Annotated in this window: 18 protein-coding genes; 4 read left to right on the top strand and 14 right to left on the bottom strand. The window is 39.7% G+C overall.

Features of this window, described 5'->3' with window-relative positions; genetic code table 11:
• The first annotated feature begins 8 nt into the window (after positions 1-8).
• Entirely contained in the window at positions 9-551 is a 543-nt protein-coding gene (locus P2W72_RS01700; protein ID WP_276359133.1) for a patatin-like phospholipase family protein, read from the top strand.
• A gap of 201 nt (positions 552-752) precedes the next feature.
• Here the strand turns inward: P2W72_RS01700 and P2W72_RS01695 are convergent, their stop codons facing one another.
• From P2W72_RS01695 to P2W72_RS01650, 10 genes are all read right to left on the bottom strand, one after another.
• A complete protein-coding gene (locus P2W72_RS01695) occupies positions 753-1,184 on the bottom strand; it encodes a hypothetical protein (RefSeq protein ID WP_276359132.1) in 432 nt (143 codons plus the stop codon).
• Positions 1,185-1,189: 5 nt separating this feature from the next.
• Positions 1,190-2,650 carry a T6SS effector amidase Tae4 family protein gene (locus P2W72_RS01690; RefSeq protein ID WP_276359131.1) on the bottom strand — a complete coding sequence of 487 codons (1,461 nt, stop codon included), beginning with the start codon at positions 2,648-2,650 and terminating at the stop codon, positions 1,190-1,192.
• A gap of 483 nt (positions 2,651-3,133) precedes the next feature.
• Positions 3,134-3,340 (bottom strand): hypothetical protein, encoded by a 207-nt coding sequence (locus tag P2W72_RS01685; RefSeq protein ID WP_276359130.1) that lies wholly within the window; start codon positions 3,338-3,340, stop codon positions 3,134-3,136.
• 67 nt (positions 3,341-3,407) lie between these two features.
• On the bottom strand, positions 3,408-4,289 hold the full coding sequence (atpG, locus tag P2W72_RS01680) for an ATP synthase F1 subunit gamma (RefSeq protein WP_276359129.1): 882 nt from the start codon (positions 4,287-4,289) through the stop codon (positions 3,408-3,410).
• 81 nt (positions 4,290-4,370) lie between these two features.
• Positions 4,371-5,945, bottom strand: a complete 1,575-nt coding sequence (gene atpA, locus P2W72_RS01675; RefSeq protein WP_276359128.1) for a F0F1 ATP synthase subunit alpha — start codon at positions 5,943-5,945, stop codon at positions 4,371-4,373.
• A gap of 90 nt (positions 5,946-6,035) precedes the next feature.
• Entirely contained in the window at positions 6,036-6,575 is a 540-nt protein-coding gene (gene atpH / locus P2W72_RS01670; RefSeq protein ID WP_276359127.1) for an ATP synthase F1 subunit delta, read from the bottom strand.
• Positions 6,576-6,654: 79 nt separating this feature from the next.
• Complete coding sequence (locus P2W72_RS01665; RefSeq protein ID WP_276359125.1) at positions 6,655-7,167, bottom strand: F0F1 ATP synthase subunit B; 513 nt, start codon at positions 7,165-7,167, stop codon at positions 6,655-6,657.
• A 79-nt stretch (positions 7,168-7,246) separates the two neighbouring features.
• A complete protein-coding gene (gene atpE / locus P2W72_RS01660) occupies positions 7,247-7,468 on the bottom strand; it encodes an ATP synthase F0 subunit C (protein ID WP_276359124.1) in 222 nt (73 codons plus the stop codon).
• Between the two features lie 43 nt (positions 7,469-7,511).
• Positions 7,512-8,585, bottom strand: a complete 1,074-nt coding sequence (atpB, locus tag P2W72_RS01655; RefSeq protein ID WP_346429761.1) for a F0F1 ATP synthase subunit A — start codon at positions 8,583-8,585, stop codon at positions 7,512-7,514.
• Between the two features lie 472 nt (positions 8,586-9,057).
• Positions 9,058-9,303: an AtpZ/AtpI family protein gene (locus tag P2W72_RS01650; RefSeq protein WP_276359121.1), complete on the bottom strand. Its 246-nt coding sequence runs from the start codon at positions 9,301-9,303 to the stop codon at positions 9,058-9,060.
• A 261-nt stretch (positions 9,304-9,564) separates the two neighbouring features.
• Between P2W72_RS01650 and P2W72_RS01645 the strand changes: the two genes are divergently transcribed.
• From P2W72_RS01645 to uvrC, 3 genes are read left to right on the top strand one after another with little or no spacing between them, the layout of a single operon-like run.
• Entirely contained in the window at positions 9,565-12,255 is a 2,691-nt protein-coding gene (locus P2W72_RS01645) for a tetratricopeptide repeat protein (protein ID WP_276359120.1), read from the top strand.
• A gap of 12 nt (positions 12,256-12,267) precedes the next feature.
• A complete protein-coding gene (locus tag P2W72_RS01640; RefSeq protein WP_276359119.1) occupies positions 12,268-14,505 on the top strand; it encodes a transglycosylase domain-containing protein in 2,238 nt (745 codons plus the stop codon).
• A gap of 48 nt (positions 14,506-14,553) precedes the next feature.
• A complete protein-coding gene (uvrC, locus tag P2W72_RS01635; RefSeq protein WP_276359118.1) occupies positions 14,554-16,353 on the top strand; it encodes an excinuclease ABC subunit UvrC in 1,800 nt (599 codons plus the stop codon).
• A gap of 60 nt (positions 16,354-16,413) precedes the next feature.
• On the opposite strand, the gene gldN is transcribed toward uvrC, so the two are convergent.
• The 4 genes from gldN to P2W72_RS01615 are packed head-to-tail and all read right to left on the bottom strand — an operon-like array spanning position 16,414 to position 21,022.
• A complete protein-coding gene (gene gldN, locus P2W72_RS01630) occupies positions 16,414-17,280 on the bottom strand; it encodes a gliding motility protein GldN (protein WP_276359117.1) in 867 nt (288 codons plus the stop codon).
• A gap of 5 nt (positions 17,281-17,285) precedes the next feature.
• A complete protein-coding gene (gene gldM / locus P2W72_RS01625) occupies positions 17,286-18,818 on the bottom strand; it encodes a gliding motility protein GldM (protein ID WP_276359116.1) in 1,533 nt (510 codons plus the stop codon).
• A 45-nt stretch (positions 18,819-18,863) separates the two neighbouring features.
• On the bottom strand, positions 18,864-19,658 hold the full coding sequence (gene gldL / locus P2W72_RS01620; protein ID WP_276359115.1) for a gliding motility protein GldL: 795 nt from the start codon (positions 19,656-19,658) through the stop codon (positions 18,864-18,866).
• 44 nt (positions 19,659-19,702) lie between these two features.
• The gene (locus P2W72_RS01615) at positions 19,703-21,022 is read right to left on the bottom strand and encodes an SUMF1/EgtB/PvdO family nonheme iron enzyme (protein WP_276359114.1); all 1,320 of its coding nucleotides are present in this window, start codon (positions 21,020-21,022) and stop codon (positions 19,703-19,705) included.
• Positions 21,023-21,155: the final 133 nt, after the last annotated feature.

Raw genomic sequence — 21,155 nt, 5'->3', positions numbered from 1 at the left:
TCGGGAAGATGAAAATCGGATTGGTATTATCCGGAGGAGGAATACGTGGCATAGCACATTTGGGGGTACTTCAGGCCATGACTGAAGCTGGTATTAAATTTGATAAAATCAGCGGAACCAGTGCAGGCTCAATTGTTGGTTCACTTTTCGCACAGGGTATTGAACCTGCAGAGATTCTTAAAACCTTCATGAAGACCCACCTTTATAAGTACATCAGACCGGCTTTCAAAGCTAAGGGGCTCATGTTATTGGATAAAATCAGGACTCTTCTTCTGGACTATATTCCCCATGATTCATTTGAAGGCCTGAAAACTTCTATGGTGATTACTACTACCAATTTTAATGAATGTAAAGTGGAATATTTCAGTTCCGGTGAATTAATCAATCCCATTTTAGCCTCAAGCTCTATACCCGTCTTTTTTAAACCGATTAAAATAGAAGGGGGAATTTATATAGACGGAGGCATTAAAAATAACTTTCAGGCTGAACCGCTAAGATCAGATTGCGAATTTATTATCGGATCATCCTGTAACCATCTTCCTGATATGTAACCATATATCCAAACGTAAAATGGGTGCATCTGAAAAATGACAATTTGTACCACAGGTAACGTTACTTTTTAATAAATCAGCATGACCCGAAGCCCATCTTATGTCACTTGACACAATTGAATATATCCCTTTTTTCCCAGCCGGGATGAGTATATCTTCAAATGCCTTTCCTCTCTATTTAGTGCTGCGTATCGATGAGAGCTATGGGTACTTCCTTCCCCAGATCTTCTTATTTGATCTCCGATATTTTTTATAGAGCGCATGGGCGATAGAATCCAGATCCCGGCTGGTATAATAATGCAAGGCATTTGCCATATAGTAGTTTTGATTTCCCTTGCATCCTTCACACATTAAAGGAGGAGGCATATTTTTAACAAAAGCTGTGCTTAAAATTTTGGCCTTTGCAAAAGCTTCAGGGCTTAGTGCATCGTACGGATTAAATGCATCTTCTTTTCCAATCAATTTAATAATACTGTCATTTGTATAACTTTCCTTTAAGATTAAAAAAAATGTTCTGTCTTTAAACGCAACAATCCACGGATTTTTAGATGTGTTGTAATCAAATCGTGGATAATGACGGTTTGCACATGACGCGAAAATCATTACCGAAATAAATACAAAAAGTAATTTCATAAAATTTAGTTTAAAATCCATATATCAAGGCGGCCTATTGGCGCATCAGCAAAATGACAGTTATTGCCGCAAGTTGAATTTGGGTTTAACATATCAGCATGGCCGGAAGCCCACGCAAAATTGTTTGAATATATAGAGTAAATTCCTTTTTTACCAACAAGTAAGCCAGGTAAGTTCCTTCCATTTATTCCAGCATCGGTAGCTGTGTAGAGAATGTGATTGGGATTATATGGTGTTGTTTGGTCCCCATCATTAGTGCCAAAAGTTTTTCTCATCCATTTATTCAACTCATATGCAGCTTTAAAATAATATTTATTGTCTGCGCCAATAAAAGTTTGACCGGGTAAATGTGGTATAATGACTCCTGAATAGTTTAAAGCCTTTGATAGTCTAATTGCACAGGTATTAGTTCTTTCATCAACATAATAAGTTGCGATATCTCCTCCTAGTGAACTATACATTTTCTGTGGCGTATCATAAAGTGGATTGCTATCCTTTGGAAATGCAGCAGAGAAATCCGCCCATGTTGGTAAGTTTTGGATTGGAAATGTTAAACCGGGATCATCCCAATATGCACTATTGTATGAGAGTGCATCAACACCTTCAGACTTGCCCAGAAACTGATTTTTGAAAACTTCATAATTATACGAAGGATTTGAAATCAGATAATCTACTGCCCAATTCCCAAAATCAATATTTTGCGCCGTTACCCCATTAACATTCAAATAGGCTAACAAATCCAAAGTCAACGTTTTGCCTTGTAAAGCATCCATATTATGCAGAAATTCCTGCTTTGCCCAATCCAATCCCAGAATACCGGTCAGCTTATTAATATTGGCAATCAAACCTGCAGGGTTGGGATCATCATACGGACAATCATCACCCACAGCCGATGTAATCATGCCAGAACTTTTTAATGAACTGACCCCCGAGTAACCATAATTGCAATCCGGGTTATAATTAAGGGGCAATGTGGGATAAGTTGGTGTCCCACCACCACTTCCGCCGCCGGACCCGTCACCTGTTAATCCGGTAACCCAGGTGTTCCCACTTGCGCTGCAGACTGTGATACTTCTCCCATAAGTATAGTATCCGGGTCCATTACTTTGTCCCGCCCAGGGGCATGATTCCCATGGCCAATGATACTGTCCACCATTATAGCCTTCACATTGATGTGCAACAGTATAATAATAGGTAAAGGTTTCACAACCATCTGCAGATACCTTATTTTCACTCGTTTTTGATTTCTTGCTTTCCAATTTAGAATAGCTAAAATAACCCTCAAATGGCGCTTTCTTATCAATCTTAAGTCGGGATGCCCAGGCTTTTGATGCTCTATAGGTTAACAAGTAAGTTTCAATATTCCCATTCCGTTCAACAAAAGTTACATTCTGAAAGGTTGCCTTTTGTTTTGAATTTTGCTCTACTGCCATGGTATAGCTTGTAACGCCCTTGTTGGAAATCATTGTAATTTTATCCGTAAACAAATTAAGGTCTTCTCTCAACCGAAATTTACCTTCTTTTGATTCATTGTTTGCGAGTACCGAATTGTATGAACCATATTTTGAGAGCCTGATCCTTTTTTGCAATTCATCAAAAGAAATAGATGTCAGACCAGGGGGGGGGGCAATAAGGAATCATCTTTAGCTTCAGTCAGAAGATCTTTTTTACAGGAATTAAAAGAAATGAGCAGAAAAAGACAGAGCAAAAAGCTCAATGGCTGATAAGGTTTAGACATGTTTTCATTGGTTCAGGTATTGTAATTTACATGTTACAAATAAGAAAAACAAATTATCCATTTGTGTATTTAAAGCGTTAAATGCATTGGGTGGTAAAATGATAATATGCATGGCAATCAGCAGATAAATCTGAAACTGAAAATAAAGCCCGGAAAATAAAAAAGCCCATAACCTTACGGATATGAGCCCCTTCCTGTTAAGGAAATATTCTTATTTTAAGATTTTCAATACTGCTCTCAGACAGATTACACTTCCAACGACCCAAAGAACGTTAGAGATAATGCTAATCATACTACTCTCACCGGTAAAGCGTAAAAATATACCGGTTAAACCGATTATAATACCTAAAGTAATTGTAGTATAATGAGAAGGATTATTCGCTTCTGCAGTTGAATTATTATTTAATGAGTCTTCCATTTCCTTTGATTGTGAAAGTATAAATTTACAAATCTATTTAACAGTATAAAACTGATTTTAATCTTAATTATCCGTTAGATAATGCTGCTGCACCACTCACGATCTCAGTTAACTCAGTTGTAATTGCAGCCTGTCTTGCCTGGTTGTAAGAAAGCTTTAATGCTTTCAAAAGATCCCCTGCATTCTCAGTTGCTTTATCCATAGCAGTCATACGTGCACCATGCTCAGATGCATGCGAGTCGAGAACTGCTTTATAAACCTGAGTTTTGACAGATTTAGGAATTAACTGTTCTACAATTTCTTCCTGTGAAGGTTCAAGAACATAATCAATCTGAGAACTGCTTTGAGCAAGATTATCAGCTTTTGGAACCGGAAGCAATTGTTCAGTAGTAAGAATCTGTACTGCGGCATTTCTGAACTGGTTGTAAACAAGCTCTACTCTGTCGTAATCCCCTTTAGCGAAACCAGCCATCACTTCCTCTGTAATCTTCGAAGTATTCTCAAAAGTTAAATCGCTGAATAATTCATTGTTATTCCCGATAACAGTGAATTTACGTTTCTCATAAAAATCCTGAACCTTTTTACCGATAGCCACGATATGAACATTACCCTTACGGTATTGCTCAGAATATTTCTCAGATATCAGATTATTGGTTGTCTTGATTACGTTCATGTTGAAAGCACCTGCAAGACCACGGTTAGAAGAGATAGCAATAATCAATACCTTGTTTGGTTCACGCTCCTGAGTATAAGGTGAGTTTGATCCATCCATACTGGCTGAAAGATTAGCCAGAATATCTCTCATCTTATTAGCATAAGGACGCAACTGAACAATTGCACTGGTAGCCCTCTTCAATTTAGCTGCCGAAACCATTTTCATGGCCTTGGTGATTTGCTGAGTCGAAGTGACTGATGCTATACGATTTCTTACTTCTTTTAAATTCGCCATTTTTTACTAAGTACAAAGTACTTAGTACATAGTATTTAGATTTAAACGATCTAAATACTATGTACTAAATACTAATATCTTTTAATATTTATTCCCCAGCTCCTTAGCTACTGTTTCCAGAGCCGTTGTAATGGTATCATCAAGTTTACCGGCTTTCAGCCCCTGTAAAACTTCAGGATGACGCTGCTCAAGCTGCTGAATAAATTCTGCTTCAAAAGCTTTCACTTTATCAACCGGAACATTTCTCATCAGGTTTTTAGTACCTACATATAGAATTGCAACCTGCTTCTCAACAGTTTCAGGAGAGAACTGTGCCTGCTTCAGCAATTCCACGTTACGTGCACCTTTATCAAGAACTGATTTGGTAGCAGCATCAAGGTCAGAACCGAACTTAGAGAACGCTTCAAGCTCACGATACTGTGCCTGGTCAAGTTTAAGGGTACCTGCAACTTTCTTCATCGACTTGATCTGAGCGTTACCACCCACACGAGATACCGAAATACCTACGTTAATAGCCGGACGAACACCTGCATTGAATAAGTTAGACTCAAGGAAAATCTGACCGTCAGTAATTGAAATTACGTTAGTTGGGATGTATGCAGATACGTCACCAGCCTGAGTTTCAATGATTGGAAGTGCGGTTAATGAACCTCCACCTTTAACGATATGCCTGATAGACTCAGGAAGGTCATTCATTGACTGTGCAATTGCATCGTTCTGGTTAATCTTCGCTGCACGCTCCAGTAAACGGCTGTGCAGGTAGAATACGTCACCAGGATAAGCCTCACGGCCCGGAGGACGACGTAACAACAGAGAAACCTCACGGTAAGAAACCGCCTGCTTTGAAAGATCATCATAAACGATCAATGCCGGACGACCTGTATCACGGAAGAACTCACCAATAGCAGCACCTGCAAAAGGAGCATAGAACTGCATCGGAGCAGGGTCAGATGCTGATGCAGCAACGATCACCGTATATGGCAATGCCCCATTCTCTTCCAATACTTTAAGAATCTGCGCTACAGTTGAGTTTTTCTGACCGATAGCTACATAAATACAATATACAGGCTTTCCTGCTTCGTAAAATTCTTTCTGATTAATAATGGTATCGATACAAACAGCAGTCTTTCCGGTTTGACGGTCACCAATTACAAGCTCACGCTGACCACGACCAATTGGAATCATTGCATCAATAGCTTTGATACCTGTCTGTAATGGCTCAGTTACCGGCTGACGATAAATTACACCCGGAGCTTTACGCTCAAGCGGCATCTCGTAAGTTTCACCTAAGATTGGTCCCTTACCGTCAAGTGGCTGACCTAATGTGTTAACCACACGGCCAAGCATTCCTTCTCCAACCTTAATGGAAGCAATCTTGTTGGTACGTTTTACTGTAGCACCCTCTTTGATCTCATCAAAAGCACCAAGTAATACAACACCCACATTGTCTTCTTCAAGGTTCAATACGATACCCTGTAATCCGTTATCAAATTCAACCAGCTCTCCTGATTGAACCTTAGTTAAACCGTATACGCGGGCAATACCGTCACCCACCTGTAATACGGTACCAACCTCTTCGAGTTCAGCCTCCGACTTAAAGCCTGACAGTTGTTGTCTTAAAATCGCCGAAACTTCATCTGGTCTTACCTCTACCATAGTAGTATTTTTTGAGTTTTATATTGTAAATCTTACGCCTCCCACCCCTATAGGGAAGCAATAAAAAGCCCTTATAAGGGTTTGGGGTAATTAATTTTGTTCAAATTCCTTTTTCAGTTTACTCAGCTTGCCGGATAAACTGGTATCAAACTGCTTATCTCCAACCTTCAGAATAAAACCTCCGATCAGATCAGGATCAACCTGGGCAGTTAATATAACTTCACCTTTTGTTGCCTGCTTAACCACCTCCTCAATCTGACTGATATTGTCCTGACTTAATGGAGAAGCTGATGTTACAGTAGCCTTAACCACATTCTTAAGAATATTATACTGGCTGATAAATTCCTTTCCTGTAGCATACAAAATCTCAGACCGGCCTTTCCTGATTACAATCTGAAAAAATGAAAGAATCATTTTATGCAGCTTACCGGAAAATAAGCCATCAAGAATGCTGGCTTTTTTGTCGAGGCTGATGATCGGATTCTTAAGAACAGCCTGCAACTCATGATTAGCTCTGCAGGTTTCGACAAACACCACAATATCGTTCTTTACTTCCTCCAGAACTTTCTGTTCAGAGGCAAGATCGATTATTGATTTAGCGTAACGCGATGCAACTTGTATTTCTGACATAGTGGTTGTTAGTTGTTGGTTGTTAGTTGTTAGTTACAGAGTTTTTCAAACTGTCAATTCTCAACTATCAATTGTCAACTTAATTAAGTTTAACTTCCTTTAACAGGTCATTTACAAGAGCCTGTTGTTTACCCTGATCTTCAAATTGCTTACGCAATACCTTCTCAGCAATTTCTATTGATAAACTGGAAACCTGATTCTTGATTTCTGCCATAGCAGCAAGCTTCTGATTAGTGATCTCGATCTTAGCTTTATCGATCAACTTTGCTCCTTCAGCCTTAGCCTGATCTTTCGCATCATTGATCATCTGATCTTTGATCTCCTTTGCTTCCTTTAAAATATTATCACGCTCCAAACGGGCTTCTTTCAAAAGATCTTCGTTCTCGCTGATCAGTTTCGCCATCTCAGCTTTTGCCATTTCAGCTTTAGCTAAAGCATCCTCAATCGAACGTTCACGCTCATCAAGGGCCTTAACAATAGGCTTCCATGCAAATTTGCTTAAAAGGAAGAACAGTATAAGAAAAGTTACTGTCGACCAGATAAACAAACCCGGATCCGGAGAAACTAATGGATTTAATGCCAGTAATGTCATTTTGTTATATTATTTAATAAATCAATCAAAACAATAAAATAAGGCCGGTGCCAATCGCACAAGCCTTATTTATTTTTTTTTAGTTTGTTTGTCCTGTTCCCAAGAACGCAACAACCACAGCAAATAATGCTACCGCCTCAACGAATGCTGCTGCGATCAACATAGCTGTTTGAATTTTAGATGCTGCTTCAGGCTGACGAGCCATACCTTCCATAGCTTTTCCACCAATGTTTCCGATACCAATGCCTGCTCCGATAGCAGCTAATCCTGCACCAATACCAGCGATACTTCCAACGATCATAATCTGATTTTTAAATATATATTAAACAAAAAATAAATTCATATTAATGCTCAGCATGCGACTCTTCAACAGCCATTCCGATAAACAGAGCTGACAGAATTGTAAAGATGAATGCCTGAATAAAACCTACTACCAGCTCGATCACACTGATAAACAGCACAAACGGAATGGCAATACCTGCAACAAAAACAGATTTCAGAATAAAGATCAGAGAGATCAAACTCAGAATCAGAATGTGTCCTGCAGTAATGTTCGCAAACAAACGAATCATTAATGCAACAGGCTTAACAAATAATCCAACGATCTCAACCGGGATCATTAATGGATATAACCACCATGGAACATGAGGTGTAAATACGTGACCCCAGTAGTTTTTATTACCATTAACTGTAGTTAAAACAAAAGTACAAAGAGCAAGCATCATGGTTACTGCAATGTTTCCGGTTAAGTTTGCACCACCCGGAAAGAATGGAACTAATCCCATCAGGTTGTTTAACCAAACAAAGAAAAATACAGTTAACAAATACGGCATGAAACCTCTGTATTTATGACCTAACTGCGGTTTGGCAATATCATCGCGAACAAACAGAATAATCGGCTCAAGAATTGACTGCATTCCTTTTGGTGCTTTGCCTTCGCGCTTTTTATAAGCATTGGCAATACCAATAAATACCACAAGAAGTATTACAACTGATATCAGTAAAGAAACCACATTCTTGGTGATTGAAATGTCAAGTGGCTTACCATTTGTAATCTCACCCTTCGAATCATGAGAAATATAAGTCCCGTCTGCACTCTTCGATTCAGCAGGATAATAAAACTTACCGTGATAGTTAACCAAACCGGTTCCATCAGCATCGATAAGCTCAGTACCATGATCATTATGGCCAAACTTATCTGACATAAAAGTAACCAGACCATTATCTGTCCACAAGATTACCGGTAAAGGCAAAGCTACATGACCAAAAAAATGCCACTCATGAGAATCAGCAATGTGATGAAGAATAACCTTCGAAATATCTTCATCTTTTTCTTTCGGCTCAGCATGAACTTCAGTAGCTGCTGCATGCGAAGTATCTGCTGCTGCATGCTCTTCAGAGAAAGCAGCAAAACTCAAAAACGAAAATAAAACTGCATAAAAAGATATGCGGAAGATTTTTTTTGAATTGAAAATATGGCTCAAATCCATTTATTATAAGGAATTTACTTAAATTTTTGGTTGCGCAAGTTACATAACAAACAATATATTTCAAACACTGTATGAAAGAAATATAGATAAAAAAAATTGAGCATAAATTTAAGAGGCTCAACACTGTTTCCATTGAGGTAAATAAAGGCAATAACCATGCAGATTAACAGCTTCACAGACACACTTCCCAATAGTGCCTGACCCGAAGCCTTGTTACTAATCCCCATCCTCCAGTAAGCAATAATGTATATGCTGAATGTAACTATTCCGAATATAGCAAACAATGACCAGAATTTAGGAATAAGAAGCTCACTATCAGCGTAATACGCATAGATAACATAAGGCCCTATGGCAAGCACCAGCATAAATATAATAAAATACGTCAGGAAACGCAATAAACTCATTCTTTTAACTGTCTGATAATCTGATATATAGAAAGACATACGCCCAGTACACAAGCAAGGGCAGTAACCCATTGCACCTTATGCCCGTACCATTCGTCTATCTTATACCCGGCAAAGGCAAATACTGCAATAATTCCCATCATTTGAAAAGCCATACCGGTATATCTGGCATAGCTCTTTAAAGGCTGATTTTCATTCCGGGCTTCGTCCTTCCTGTCTGAATTTTCATCTGACTGATGCATAGACTAAAATTTCGTTGCAAAACTATCAAAATAATAAGGCTTTTATTGAATTAATTATCCCTGCATCTCTTTGAAGCATGAATGAGATCAGAATGGCCAGACCCAAAAAGTATATTATGGCAGAAAGAGTTTATATTTATCGGTACAAATACATTATGATAAAATATCTTTGCAAAGATTCTGTTATAATAATTTCAAGCTCTGAATAATTTGAGATCTAAAAGTCTTTACACTCTCCATTTTCTGCTTATCAGCTTCTGCATGTTTTCCTGCAGTACTCAAAAGGAAAATGTTGCCAGTCGGGGAATGCAGAATCTTACAGCCCATTATAATATACTGTATAATGCAGGCGAGCTGCTTAATGAGAGCGAAAGGAATATTAAACAGGCATACATAGATAATTATGACAGAGTAATATCTGTTTATAGGGAGCCATCGGAAATACTTTCACAGCCGGAATTAAAAAAACTCGATGATGCGATTCTCAAAGCAAATACCATAGCCAATGAGAAGTCACACAGCAAATATGTGGACGATGCTTATTTCCTGATCGGCAAAGCCAATCATTTTAAATCAAACTTCTACAATGCTGTAGAGTTCTTTAACTATGTATACAGCAATTATCCGGCTCAGAAAGAAATCCGTCAGGCATCTCTGGCATGGAAGGCCCGGTCACTTATCGCATCCGACAGATTGGAGGAAGCTGAAGCAACAATAGATTCAGCCTTAAAATATATCCGCACAGAAAAGAAATCAGTATCCGACATCTATGCAGTTAGTGCGCAACTCCATATTTACGCCAAACAGGATATTGAAGCAATAAGATTACTTAAGCTTGCTGTTCAGCATACCAAAGTAAAACAAAACAAAATACGCTGGACTTATCTGACTGCTCAATTACAGGAAATCAGTGAGCAGCACGATGAGGCAATACAGAATTATTCAAAAGTACTGAAGAGCAATGCCCCATTTGAAATGGCATTTAATGCATATCTGAGCCGCATCAATTTAAAGACTGAACTTAGCGGAGATACAAGCGGCAGAACAAAATTAATCAGTGCCTTATTGAAAGATGAAAAGAATAAGGACTTTGCTGACCAGATCTATTATCAGATTGCAAACAGCTTTAAAAATGCACAACAGACTGAAAAAGCAATTGAAAACTATAAAATATCAGTCGTAAAAAGTACAAAAAACCTGAATCAGAAGGCTTTGTCTTACCTTCAGCTGGCAGAGATCTATTTAAAGCAATCAGATTTTCTGAATGCAAAGGCATATTACGACAGTACCCTTACAACATTACCGAAAGTACATCCGGATTACGCATTAATCAAAAAAAAGGCTGATAACCTGGAACTGCTTGCCGACAGGCTTTCAATTATTGCCAGGGAGGACACTCTTCAGATGATTGCCGGACTCTCAGAATCAGAAAGAGAATTAAAAATAGAATCTCTGCTAAAACAGGAAGAATTAAAAGCAAGGCTAAAGCTTACACAGGGAAACAACAGCCCTGCTTCCCAAAACCAGATAAGCGGAATTACCGGCGACAGTAAATTCTATTTCAACAATGAAATGGCAATAAAGCAAGGGATGCTCGACTTCAAAAAACGCTGGGGGAGCCGGAAGCTTGAGGATAACTGGAGGAGAAGTCAGAAATCGGCTGCAGATATTGCAAATATCCCTGTACCCGAACAAAATGGAGGCGCAGACCCTTTCCTCCAATTAAACAGCATCCCTGTAAGTATCAATACAGACAGTCTCAGAAAGTCATTCATGGAGTCTGTTCCTCTGACTGCCCTGAAAAAGAGTATATCTGATCAAAAGATTGCTGCTGCCATGTATGATGTTGCCAGCTATTACAGAGAAGTGGCACTGGATACCGCAGAAGCAGTAAAGACCTACGAGCAGCTCCTGAAACGCTTCCCCGGCAATTCGAATAAACCGGCAGTTTATTACAACCTTTATCGTCTGTATCTTAATGTAAACCAAACAAGATCAGATGAGTATAAAAACATATTGCTGAATCAATACTCTGCTTCACCGTTTGCAAGAACTATTCTTGACCCGGAATACAGTCAAAAAAATGATGAGAAGCAACTGGCATTTAACCGGCTTTACAATGAAACCTACGACAGGTATACGGAAAGAAAATATGTTGAAGTAATCAACTCAATCGACAAATTTATTTCAGGAGGTACAGATAAGCGTTCGTCTGCACAATTAGATTATTTAAGAGCTCTGGCTCTGGGACATACTCAAAAACTTAACATGCTTGAAACCGCATTCAAAGAAATCGTAAAAGCTTATCCTGATGAAAAACTAATTGTACCTTTAGTAAAAGGCCATCTGGTATTTATAGACACTAACAGACCAGAAATGGCAGGAAGGACAACAGCTTTGATCGATCATGATCCCAACAAAGATCGTTTCATCATAGAGCCACAGACAGAGCAGACTATAGCTACTAAAGAAGTATCTGCAATTGCAGAGAAAACAGCAATCGCCCCTGTACCTGAATTGAAAGATCCTATTGTAAAGACCGGACCTGTAATCGCTCAGTCAGGGATGGAGACTCCTGCAATAAATGAATTCTTTTCAGCATCGGAATCCGGTGATTTCTATTTCGTCGTAAACGTCTCTGACCCTTCAGTAAATTTAAGCTCCTCACGTTTTGGAATCGGACAGTTTAACCGCGTAAATTTGCCGGGAATTGTGATCAAGCATCAGTTAAAACAAATCTCTGATCAAAATCAGCTGATATTTGTGGGTCCTGTTGCCGGTAAAGCAGCTGCTGATGATTATTATAACAAGATCAGTCCGATGATGGGAGAGATCATGAAAATACCTGCAACAAAATATGATACGTTCTATATAAGCCAGCAAAATCTGGAAAAGATAAGTGATAAAGAAACACTTGACCGCTATGTTGAGTTTTATAAGAAGCATTACTAATACAAAACAGCTATGAATTCCCCTTTAACAAAGCAAGAATTAAATCGATATACCATCCTTTTCTGGAAATGGATCATCGGAATTATTGCTTTTGGCGCTATACTGATTTTCAGCATCGGACTCGGACTATTTGGAAGACTTCCTGATCTGCGGACTCTAGAAAATCCAAAAAGTAATCAGGCATCTGAAGTTATTTCTGATGACAATGTGGTTTTAGGAACCTATTATGTACAGAACCGTTCCAATGTTCGTTATGATGAAATATCGCCAAACGTAATTAATGCCCTGATCGCCACAGAAGATATTCGCTTTTATAACCATTCGGGCATTGACTTCAAACGTACGTTTACTGTTATTTTTTATAACCTTGCCGGGAACAGGCAGGGAGCAAGTACGATTACCCAGCAGCTTGCACTTAACCTGTTCTCGAAAGAAGGACGTTCCAGAAATTTCATGAAACGATTGATCCAGAAATCGCAGGAACTCATTGTTGCGGTCAAACTGGAGCGCCAGTATACCAAGGAAGAGATTATTACCATGTATCTGAATACCGTAGACTTTGGCTCCTATAATACTTATGGAATCAAATCGGCTGCAAGAACCTATTTCAGCACTACACCCGATAAGCTCAAACCTGAACAGGCTGCCATCCTTATCGGCATGCTGAAAGGGCCATCATTATATAATCCATACAGAAACCCTGAACGGGCATTATTGCGACGGAATACGGTTATAGAGAATATGAACAAGGCCAACTACATCAGTGATGAAGAAAAGGAACGCCTTAAAGAAATTCCGCTTAAACTCGACTTTAATCCATCAGATCATAATGAAGGATCTGCCCCCTATTTCAGAACCGTTTTAAAGAAAGATATCCAGCAAACACTGGAAGAAAATTCTATTTACAAAGCTGACGGAACCCCATACGACCTTGACAGAGATGGATTGAAGATCTATACCACTATAAATTCGCGCATGCAGAAATATGCTGAACAATCTCAGCAGGAATACCTTAAAATACTGCAGGTTCAGTTCAATAATTCATGGAAAGGCAGAGATCCGTTTAACTTTCAGGAAGCCAAGACACTTATTGATCAGGGCATGCGCCGTTCAGACCGTTATCAGCAGCTTAAATCTGAAGGCAAGAGTGAAGAAGAGATTCTGCAAAACTTTAAAACACCTGCCCGTATGAGCATATTCAGCTGGAGAGGTGAGATTGACACATTGATGCGCCCATTGGACTCTATTAAGTATTATAAATTAATGCTCAGAAATGCAGTTATGTCAATGGAACCACAAACCGGATACATACGTGCATGGGTTGGTGGCACTAATTATACCCATTTTAAATACGATCAGGTAAAAATGGGTACCCGGCAGGTTGGTTCTACGGCCAAACCATTTACTTATGCTGTAGCAATCGGAAACGGTGGTTACTCTCCATGTTATACTGTTGCCAATGAGCCTGTAGGAATAGATGCAGGAGATGGAACGGTCTGGACGCCAAAAGCATACAATCCGTTACCGGGAACTCTTACGCTTAAGAAGGCATTGGCCAACTCGCAAAATTATGTGACTGCCTACATGATGAAACAGGTTGGTCCGACTGCCGTAGCAACTCTTACCAAAAACATGGGAATTACCAGCGATGTTCCTGCCGTTCCATCTATCTGTCTGGGTTCATTTGATGCATCAGTTTATGATATGGTTGGAGCATATTCTGTGTTTGTTAATCATGGGGTATGGACAGAGCCGATTTATCTGTTGCGTATAGAGGATAAGAACGGCAATGTGATCTATGAACGCCGGCCTAAAGTAAAAGTAGTTCTGGATGAACAAACAGCCTACGTTATGACCGATATGCTTAAAGCGGTTGTAAAAGAAGGCACCGGAGTGCGATTAGGCTGGAAATACAATCTGACCAATCCAATTGGAGGAAAAACCGGCACAACACAGAATAACTCCGACGGCTGGTTCATGGGTATTACCCCTGAGCTGGTAACCGGAGTATGGACCGGAGCAGAAGACAGAGCCATTCATTTCAGTACAACCTCATTCGGAGAGGGGGCCAACACTGCCCTGCCAATATTTGGCCTTTACATGCAAAAAGTATATGCAGATCCAACATTGAAATACAGTAAAGGTGATTTCCCTTTACCTAAAGGTGGAATTACCACGATCCTGGATTGCGGAGCATATTCCCGGCAGCAACCGGGTCAGACAGAACAGGACAAAAAACTTGGATTCTAGAAAAGATCATCTTCAGGAACAATCCCGGGGTCGGGCATATCATATATTATGAAAGACTTTGATTATCGCTCCGAGTTAAGGAAACTCCCGCAAAAACCAGGTGTTTATCAGTTCTGGTCAGACACTGATGAACTGATCTATATAGGCAAAGCCAAAAATCTTAAAAACAGAGTTTCCTCTTATTTCAATAAGGACAATTACAGGGTAAATGCCAAAACCAGGGTACTGGTCAGTAAGATCCGCAAAATCACCTTTACGATTGTTGATACTGAAATTGATGCCTGGCTGCTCGAAAACAGTCTGATCAAAAAGCATCAGCCAAGGTATAATGTCATGCTTAAAGATGATAAGACTTATCCATGGATCATCATTAAGCATGAAAAATTTCCACGCATCTTCTGGACCAGAAAGATTATCCGCGATGGCTCAACCTATTTTGGTCCATATGCATCGGTAAGTATGATGCATACCATTCTGGGTATGATCAAAGAGATTTATCCGCTCAGAACATGCAGCCTGCCTTTGACAAAGGAAAATATCGATGCCGGGAAGTTCAGAATCTGCCTCGAATATCAGATAGGGAACTGCAAAGGTCCGTGCCAGGCCTTTCAATCAGAAGAAGATTACGATCAGAGCATTGCAGAGATAAAAGACATCCTGAATGGAAAAACCGGTGGTGTAATCAGGAGGCTGAAGAAACAGCTTGACGAATCGGTAGAGGAGCTGAATTTCGAACTTTCCCATCATTTAAAATCAAAATATGATCTTCTTGAGCGCTACCAGAGTAAATCAACCATAGTTAACTCATCAATAAGCGATGTAGACGTTTTCAGTATTGCGACTGATGAAAAACATGCTTTTGTTAATTTCCTGAAAGTAATGAACGGCACAGTAATTCAGACCCAGACACTGGAAATGAAAAAGCGCCTTGACGAAACCGATGAAGAGTTATTAAGCATAGCAATCGCAGAATTCAGAACAAGATTTAAAAGTCATGCTAAAGAAATCATTGTTCCATTTGAGGTCGAACTACCGGATGATTCGGGCATAAAATTCACTATTCCCAAGCTCGGGGAAAAGAAAAAATTACTGGAACTGTCTCAAAAGAATGTTCTCTTTTTCAAACGGGAAAAACTGGAACAATATGAAAAGCTTAACCCCGGACTAAAAACTGACCGTCTGCTAAACCAGATCATGAAAGATCTCCGCCTGAATCAGCTGCCAAGGCATATTGAATGCTTTGATAACTCAAACTTTCACGGAAAGTTTCCGGTATCAGCAATAGTTGTATTTAAAGATGCAAAGCCATCCAAAAAAGATTACAGACATTTCAATGTTAAGACCGTTGAAGGCCCCAACGACTTTGCTACCATGGAAGAGGCCGTTTACAGAAGATACAGAAGGATGCTTGATGAGGGCCAAAGTTTACCCCAGCTTATTGTTATTGACGGTGGTAAAGGACAGTTATCATCAGCAATAAAAAGTCTGAAAACTTTGGGAATTGACAAACAGGTAACTGTTATAGGAATAGCAAAGAGGCTCGAAGAGCTGTATTATCCGGGCGATCAGTATCCATTATATCTTGATAAAAAATCTGAAAGTCTGAAAGTCATTCAGCAGCTAAGGGATGAAGCACACCGGTTCGGGATTACCTTCCACAGAAAAAGAAGGAATAAGGCTACTCTTGCCACAGAACTGGAAAACATTCCCGGAGTGGGAAGAATATCGGCAGAAAATCTGCTGCGCCATTTTAAGTCAGTGAAAAAAATAAAAGAAGCTACTGAAAATGAACTGCTGGAGGTACTAAACAAAAGTCAGGCAGCTGCCCTGCTAAGTTATTTCAAATAAAAATGCCGGAAGAATATCACATTCTGCCGGCATCTTTATATATGAGCTTATCCTGAATGGTCAGAACGACCAGAGATCATGTTCAAAGTCCATCAGGTCTTTCTTCACTCTCTCGGATTCATACAACTTGTCTATGCCAACTGCATAATCTTTAATCCGCAAATCCTCCGGATTTGATTCCTTAACAATATAGCTTGCAAAAACACGCTTCATGAAGATATCGTCATAACTCAATCCTGTCGCGTCGTTATTTCTGTTTACAACAGCCTTGGTAACCAGCAAATGGCGTACTTCAGGAAAATAAATCCAGAATGCAGGCTGCTCATCAAATGCCTGGCCTGCAGCTGAAATACGAATCATTGGAGCAATGCCCACAATACGAGGTTCAAAAACTGAACGCTGCTTATCAAAAATCCAGTCTTCTTTAATACGAAATTTAACAATACTATCGGGATTGAACTCTCCGGCTTTAACCACAGTTCCGGTCTGGTTACCATCTTTATCAAAGATAGGTACAAGTACACTGTCTGCAAATTTAGCCATCGCCTCTTCGGGTTTTAAAACAACCGAAAACTCATCTCCGTTAACATCATCTTTAGTACTGCTTGCATCATAAGCAGTTAATTCACCTGCCTGAATTGCATCAGTAAGAATCGTAATTAATCTTGCCTTGGGAGAAGCAAAAATCATGTTTACCTTTTCGCGAAGGTCAATTTCGCGCCAAACGCGCTTTCTGAACATGACATCAGATTCTCTGAGACTTGCATAAGGACTTACTTTAGCACTCAGGATATTGGTCTTCTGATAATACCCATCCAATGGTCTTTCAGCCGGTTTCGGTTTTGTACCATTATTTAAATTAGGGGCCTGAGCACTCAAACGAAGTGTGGCGGCAATAAGGATCAAGGCAAAAACTATCTTTTTCATACCAATTAATTTGCTTTAAAGGCCATTGGATCTAACTGTCTTTGTGTTCCGTCAGGGCCAACCGCAACAATATCATCAAAAATTACACGGGATCCCGGAGTAACAGCTGCAACGGCAGCACGCATCTGCTGACTGAATGAGTTGCCCGTTCCCTGTAATACAACCACATCAGCACGTGGTCTGGCAATAACAAGACTGAATCTGGTCACTTCAAATTTTGCGTCAAAATCAAACTGATCCAGAATTGCAAATATAGAACTCTGTGATTTGATTACTACAGCACTAAGGTTTCCACCGGTCTTACCGGCAAATTTAGCCTTAGGGTCAGGAATACGTTTTACACGAAAATCGCTTGAACCAATATTCTGGACCTTCCCATTGATATTAGCTGATACATTCACCTTGGCTACACTTCCGGGAGCACTAACATTAACAGTATACTTTCCATTTGAACCGGAAATAGTGCCTCCACTGATAGTAACAGACAAATTTTCTTTCGGAATACCCGGAGCCGAAACAGAAACCGGATTAGGAACACCTACATAAAATACATTCATTTTATCAGGAGAAACCACAACCGAAGGGCGTGCAACCTGATATTTCTGTTCAGGAGTGATATATGTTTTAACAGAACCATCTGTCTGCTTTACCCGAACCGTTCCTGTCCAGCTAAAGATTCCTTCCTTACTTGTATTCACCGTATAAGTTCCTTTTCCATCTTTAATCTGCAGTCTGGCCCCGCCTACTGTAATATCCGGACTTGATTTTGAATCGGATGCAGTAAGAAATACTTCGGCAGAATAAGGCTGGCCAGCAATCAAATAAGATGTTGGAGCCACGGCCACTGCTGAAAACTGATCCAGGTTTACTACCGCTCTATCCATCGTTCCGAGAATTTTTTTAACAACCTCAGATTCTGCATTTTTTGCATCAGCCTGAATCTTTGCAAGGGCCGTGATCGCAGCTGTCAGAGGAATACCATCCCCAAAATTAGATTGTTCCCATGACCTTTTTACCCCACCTCTGTTTGGCGGATCAACAGCAATAAGTGAAAAATTAATATTGCCACGTTCCTTTTCATCAAGAAGTGAAATCAGCTTTTCACGTGTTTCATTGATCTTTTTCTTTAATTCTACAGCGCGCTTCTGATTGATCATTAAACGGGAAGAAATATCTAAATTATCTCTTGCACTTATATCTCCGGTAGACTCATTGTATCCACCGCCTTCCTGCTCCATCAGCTTTTTCAGACTGGCAACGTAAGTTTCAAGCTCAGCAGTATATGAGCTGGCTTTTTTTGCTTTTTCATAGATTGGACGAGCCCGTTCAGGTTCATCCTTTAACTTTGTAGCCTCAAATGAAGCATATGTTGCATCTACCCCACTCTGAACATTTTGGGTAGAAGCGTTCAAGCTATCTGTTAAATTTTTGAAGGCTTCAAGGATTGAATCACTTACATTAAGCGCTACCAAACCCAGTAGAACCAGATACAGTATTCCAATCATTTTCTGCCTTGGGGTTTCTTTACCTCCAGCCATGCAATTCTTCTGTTTAAAATTTTAAATCTATACCAATAAAAACACTTAGCCGCGTGGCTGATTCATAGCAGAAAGCATGTTGCCATAAATAGCATTCAGAGAAGAAAGATTCTTCGCAAGCTTACCTACCTCATCTTTGAATTGTTTTGAATCCTCCATCGATTCATTAAAGTTTTGCATAGTTTGAGACAGGTTCTGATAAAACTTATTCATTGACTTCAGATGATCACTGGACTCCTTTAACTCAAGATCATAAACAGCATTAAGCGCTGCAATATTTTTGGTCAGCGAATTAACCTGATCATGGTAAGACTTGGAGTCAATATTTGAATCAGCCATCTCCTTCAAATTAACGGTTGCCTTTTCAAAGGCAGAGCTAAGCGCATCAAAACTTCCGGAAGCTGATTTCACTTTTGCAGTAAGTTCAGTTGTTGCACTTGCTGTATCAGCAATTCCTGAAATTGCAGAAACCTTATCACCGAAAGTTCTTAAACCTGATCCCAGACTTTCAATCAGCTCCGGACCGATTTTTGCATCTGACAACATCTTATCAAGAGCTTGGGTAGATGATTGTCCGGTATTAACTGCAGAAGACTTTGGACGTTCACCACTAAAATCATCATCCAGTTCAGGATACACTCTTGTCCAGTCAGGATCTTTATGATCTGCCTGAAAGCCCATAACAAAAAATAAAAGAGCTTCGGTAATCAAACCGGCAGCGATCATGAGTTCACCTCCTTTCCAGTGAAGGATTTTAAACATCAGACCAACAATTACAACAGATGCACCCCATGAAATCAGGGTATTCAGACCAAGTTTGAATTTTTTCTTTTGAGCCATAGTATTGTGATATACAAATTATTAAGTAGGGGTAAATTGCTGAGTTATATTTTGTCTTTAATATCGCGTCCCTGATACTTAGTGATGCAACGGAATCCGATATAAGACTTTGCAGTATCCTGATATTCAAAACTGCTTGCAGAGTTCTGAAGGAAGAAACCAATATCTTTCCATGAACCCCCGCGAATAACTTTACGCTTCAAAACTTCAGGATCATCAGGACGGGCTTCATAGCTGAAAGTAGGGTTCATATCATGTGTAAAAGTAGAAGCTGACTCATCAAATGCTGAAGAAGTCCACTCTGAAACATTTCCAGCCATATTATACAAACCGTAATCGTTAGGATAATAGGCTCTGACATTTACAGTAAATGGTCCGCCATCATCAATATAGTTACCTCTGCCCGGCTTGAAGTTAGCCATCAGACATCCTTTGGCATTTCTGATATAAGGGCCACCCCATGGATAGCTTGTTCCAACCCTTCCGCCGCGTGCTGCATATTCAAATTCGGCTTCTGTGGGTAAATCATAATCTGCTCTTTTCGGCAAACGACGGCTGTCTTTGTATGCCTCATTAAACCTGGTTCTCCAAACAGTAAATGCACGGGCCTGTCTCCATGTAACACCTACTACCGGATAATTAGCAAAGGCAGGATGTGAAAAATACCCCTTCACCATTGGCTCGTTCTGAGCGTATGCAAAGTCAGCTAACCAAACCAGGGTATCGGGATAAATCCCAACCGTATCCCTCAGAATAAAATCTGAACGCTTTGCATTCTTATTCATTCTGTTATTGGCTGCTTCCCTTAATTTCATGATCGCGAAGTTGTACTTGAGCAGGCGGACATCAATTTCATTTCGGTCAAACACTCTGTCTTCACCCTGATAGTACATTCCCTGAAGTTTAGCAGCATTCGCTGCTGCTCCTTTTTTACTGCTCCAGATAGCACTGCCGTTACCTACCTTCTTCCAGTTAATATATTTTTTACCTGCATCGTTTGGATCAGCCTGACCTTTAGGTTTCAGGTAATATTGTTCATCCTGCAAATAAGTAGTAATTGCTATTGAATCACGAACCCAGTTTACGAACTGACGGTACTCGCTATTGGTGATCTCAGTTTCATCCATATAAAATGCCTGAACTGTTACCTGCTTATTCTGAGAGATCTGAGCAAAGGTTATATCCTGATCAGTCTGTCCCATCACAAAAGTTCCGGCCGGAATATAAACCATGCCGTAAGGAACTTCAGTATTCTTAAACTTCTTCGTTGTTACCCCTACCAACTCACCATTGGTACCACCTTTACCACAGCTGGATCCCAAAATGGCAAGAGCTGCAAGAGCGATAAAGTATATTTTTCTCATTTTATATGATTCGAGTTTTGCAAAAACCTCAATTAAATTAATTTCGAATATAGTAAAAAACATATATTATATACGACAAAACTATTCCTCCTGTGTTTAAACACAATATTTCACGACAAGCCTATTCTCCTGT

The sequence above is a fragment of the Daejeonella sp. H1SJ63 genome (assembly GCF_029360775.1).
Taxonomy (GTDB): Bacteria; Bacteroidota; Bacteroidia; order Sphingobacteriales; family Sphingobacteriaceae; genus Daejeonella.
This window is presented reverse-complemented; position numbering and strand designations above follow the sequence as displayed.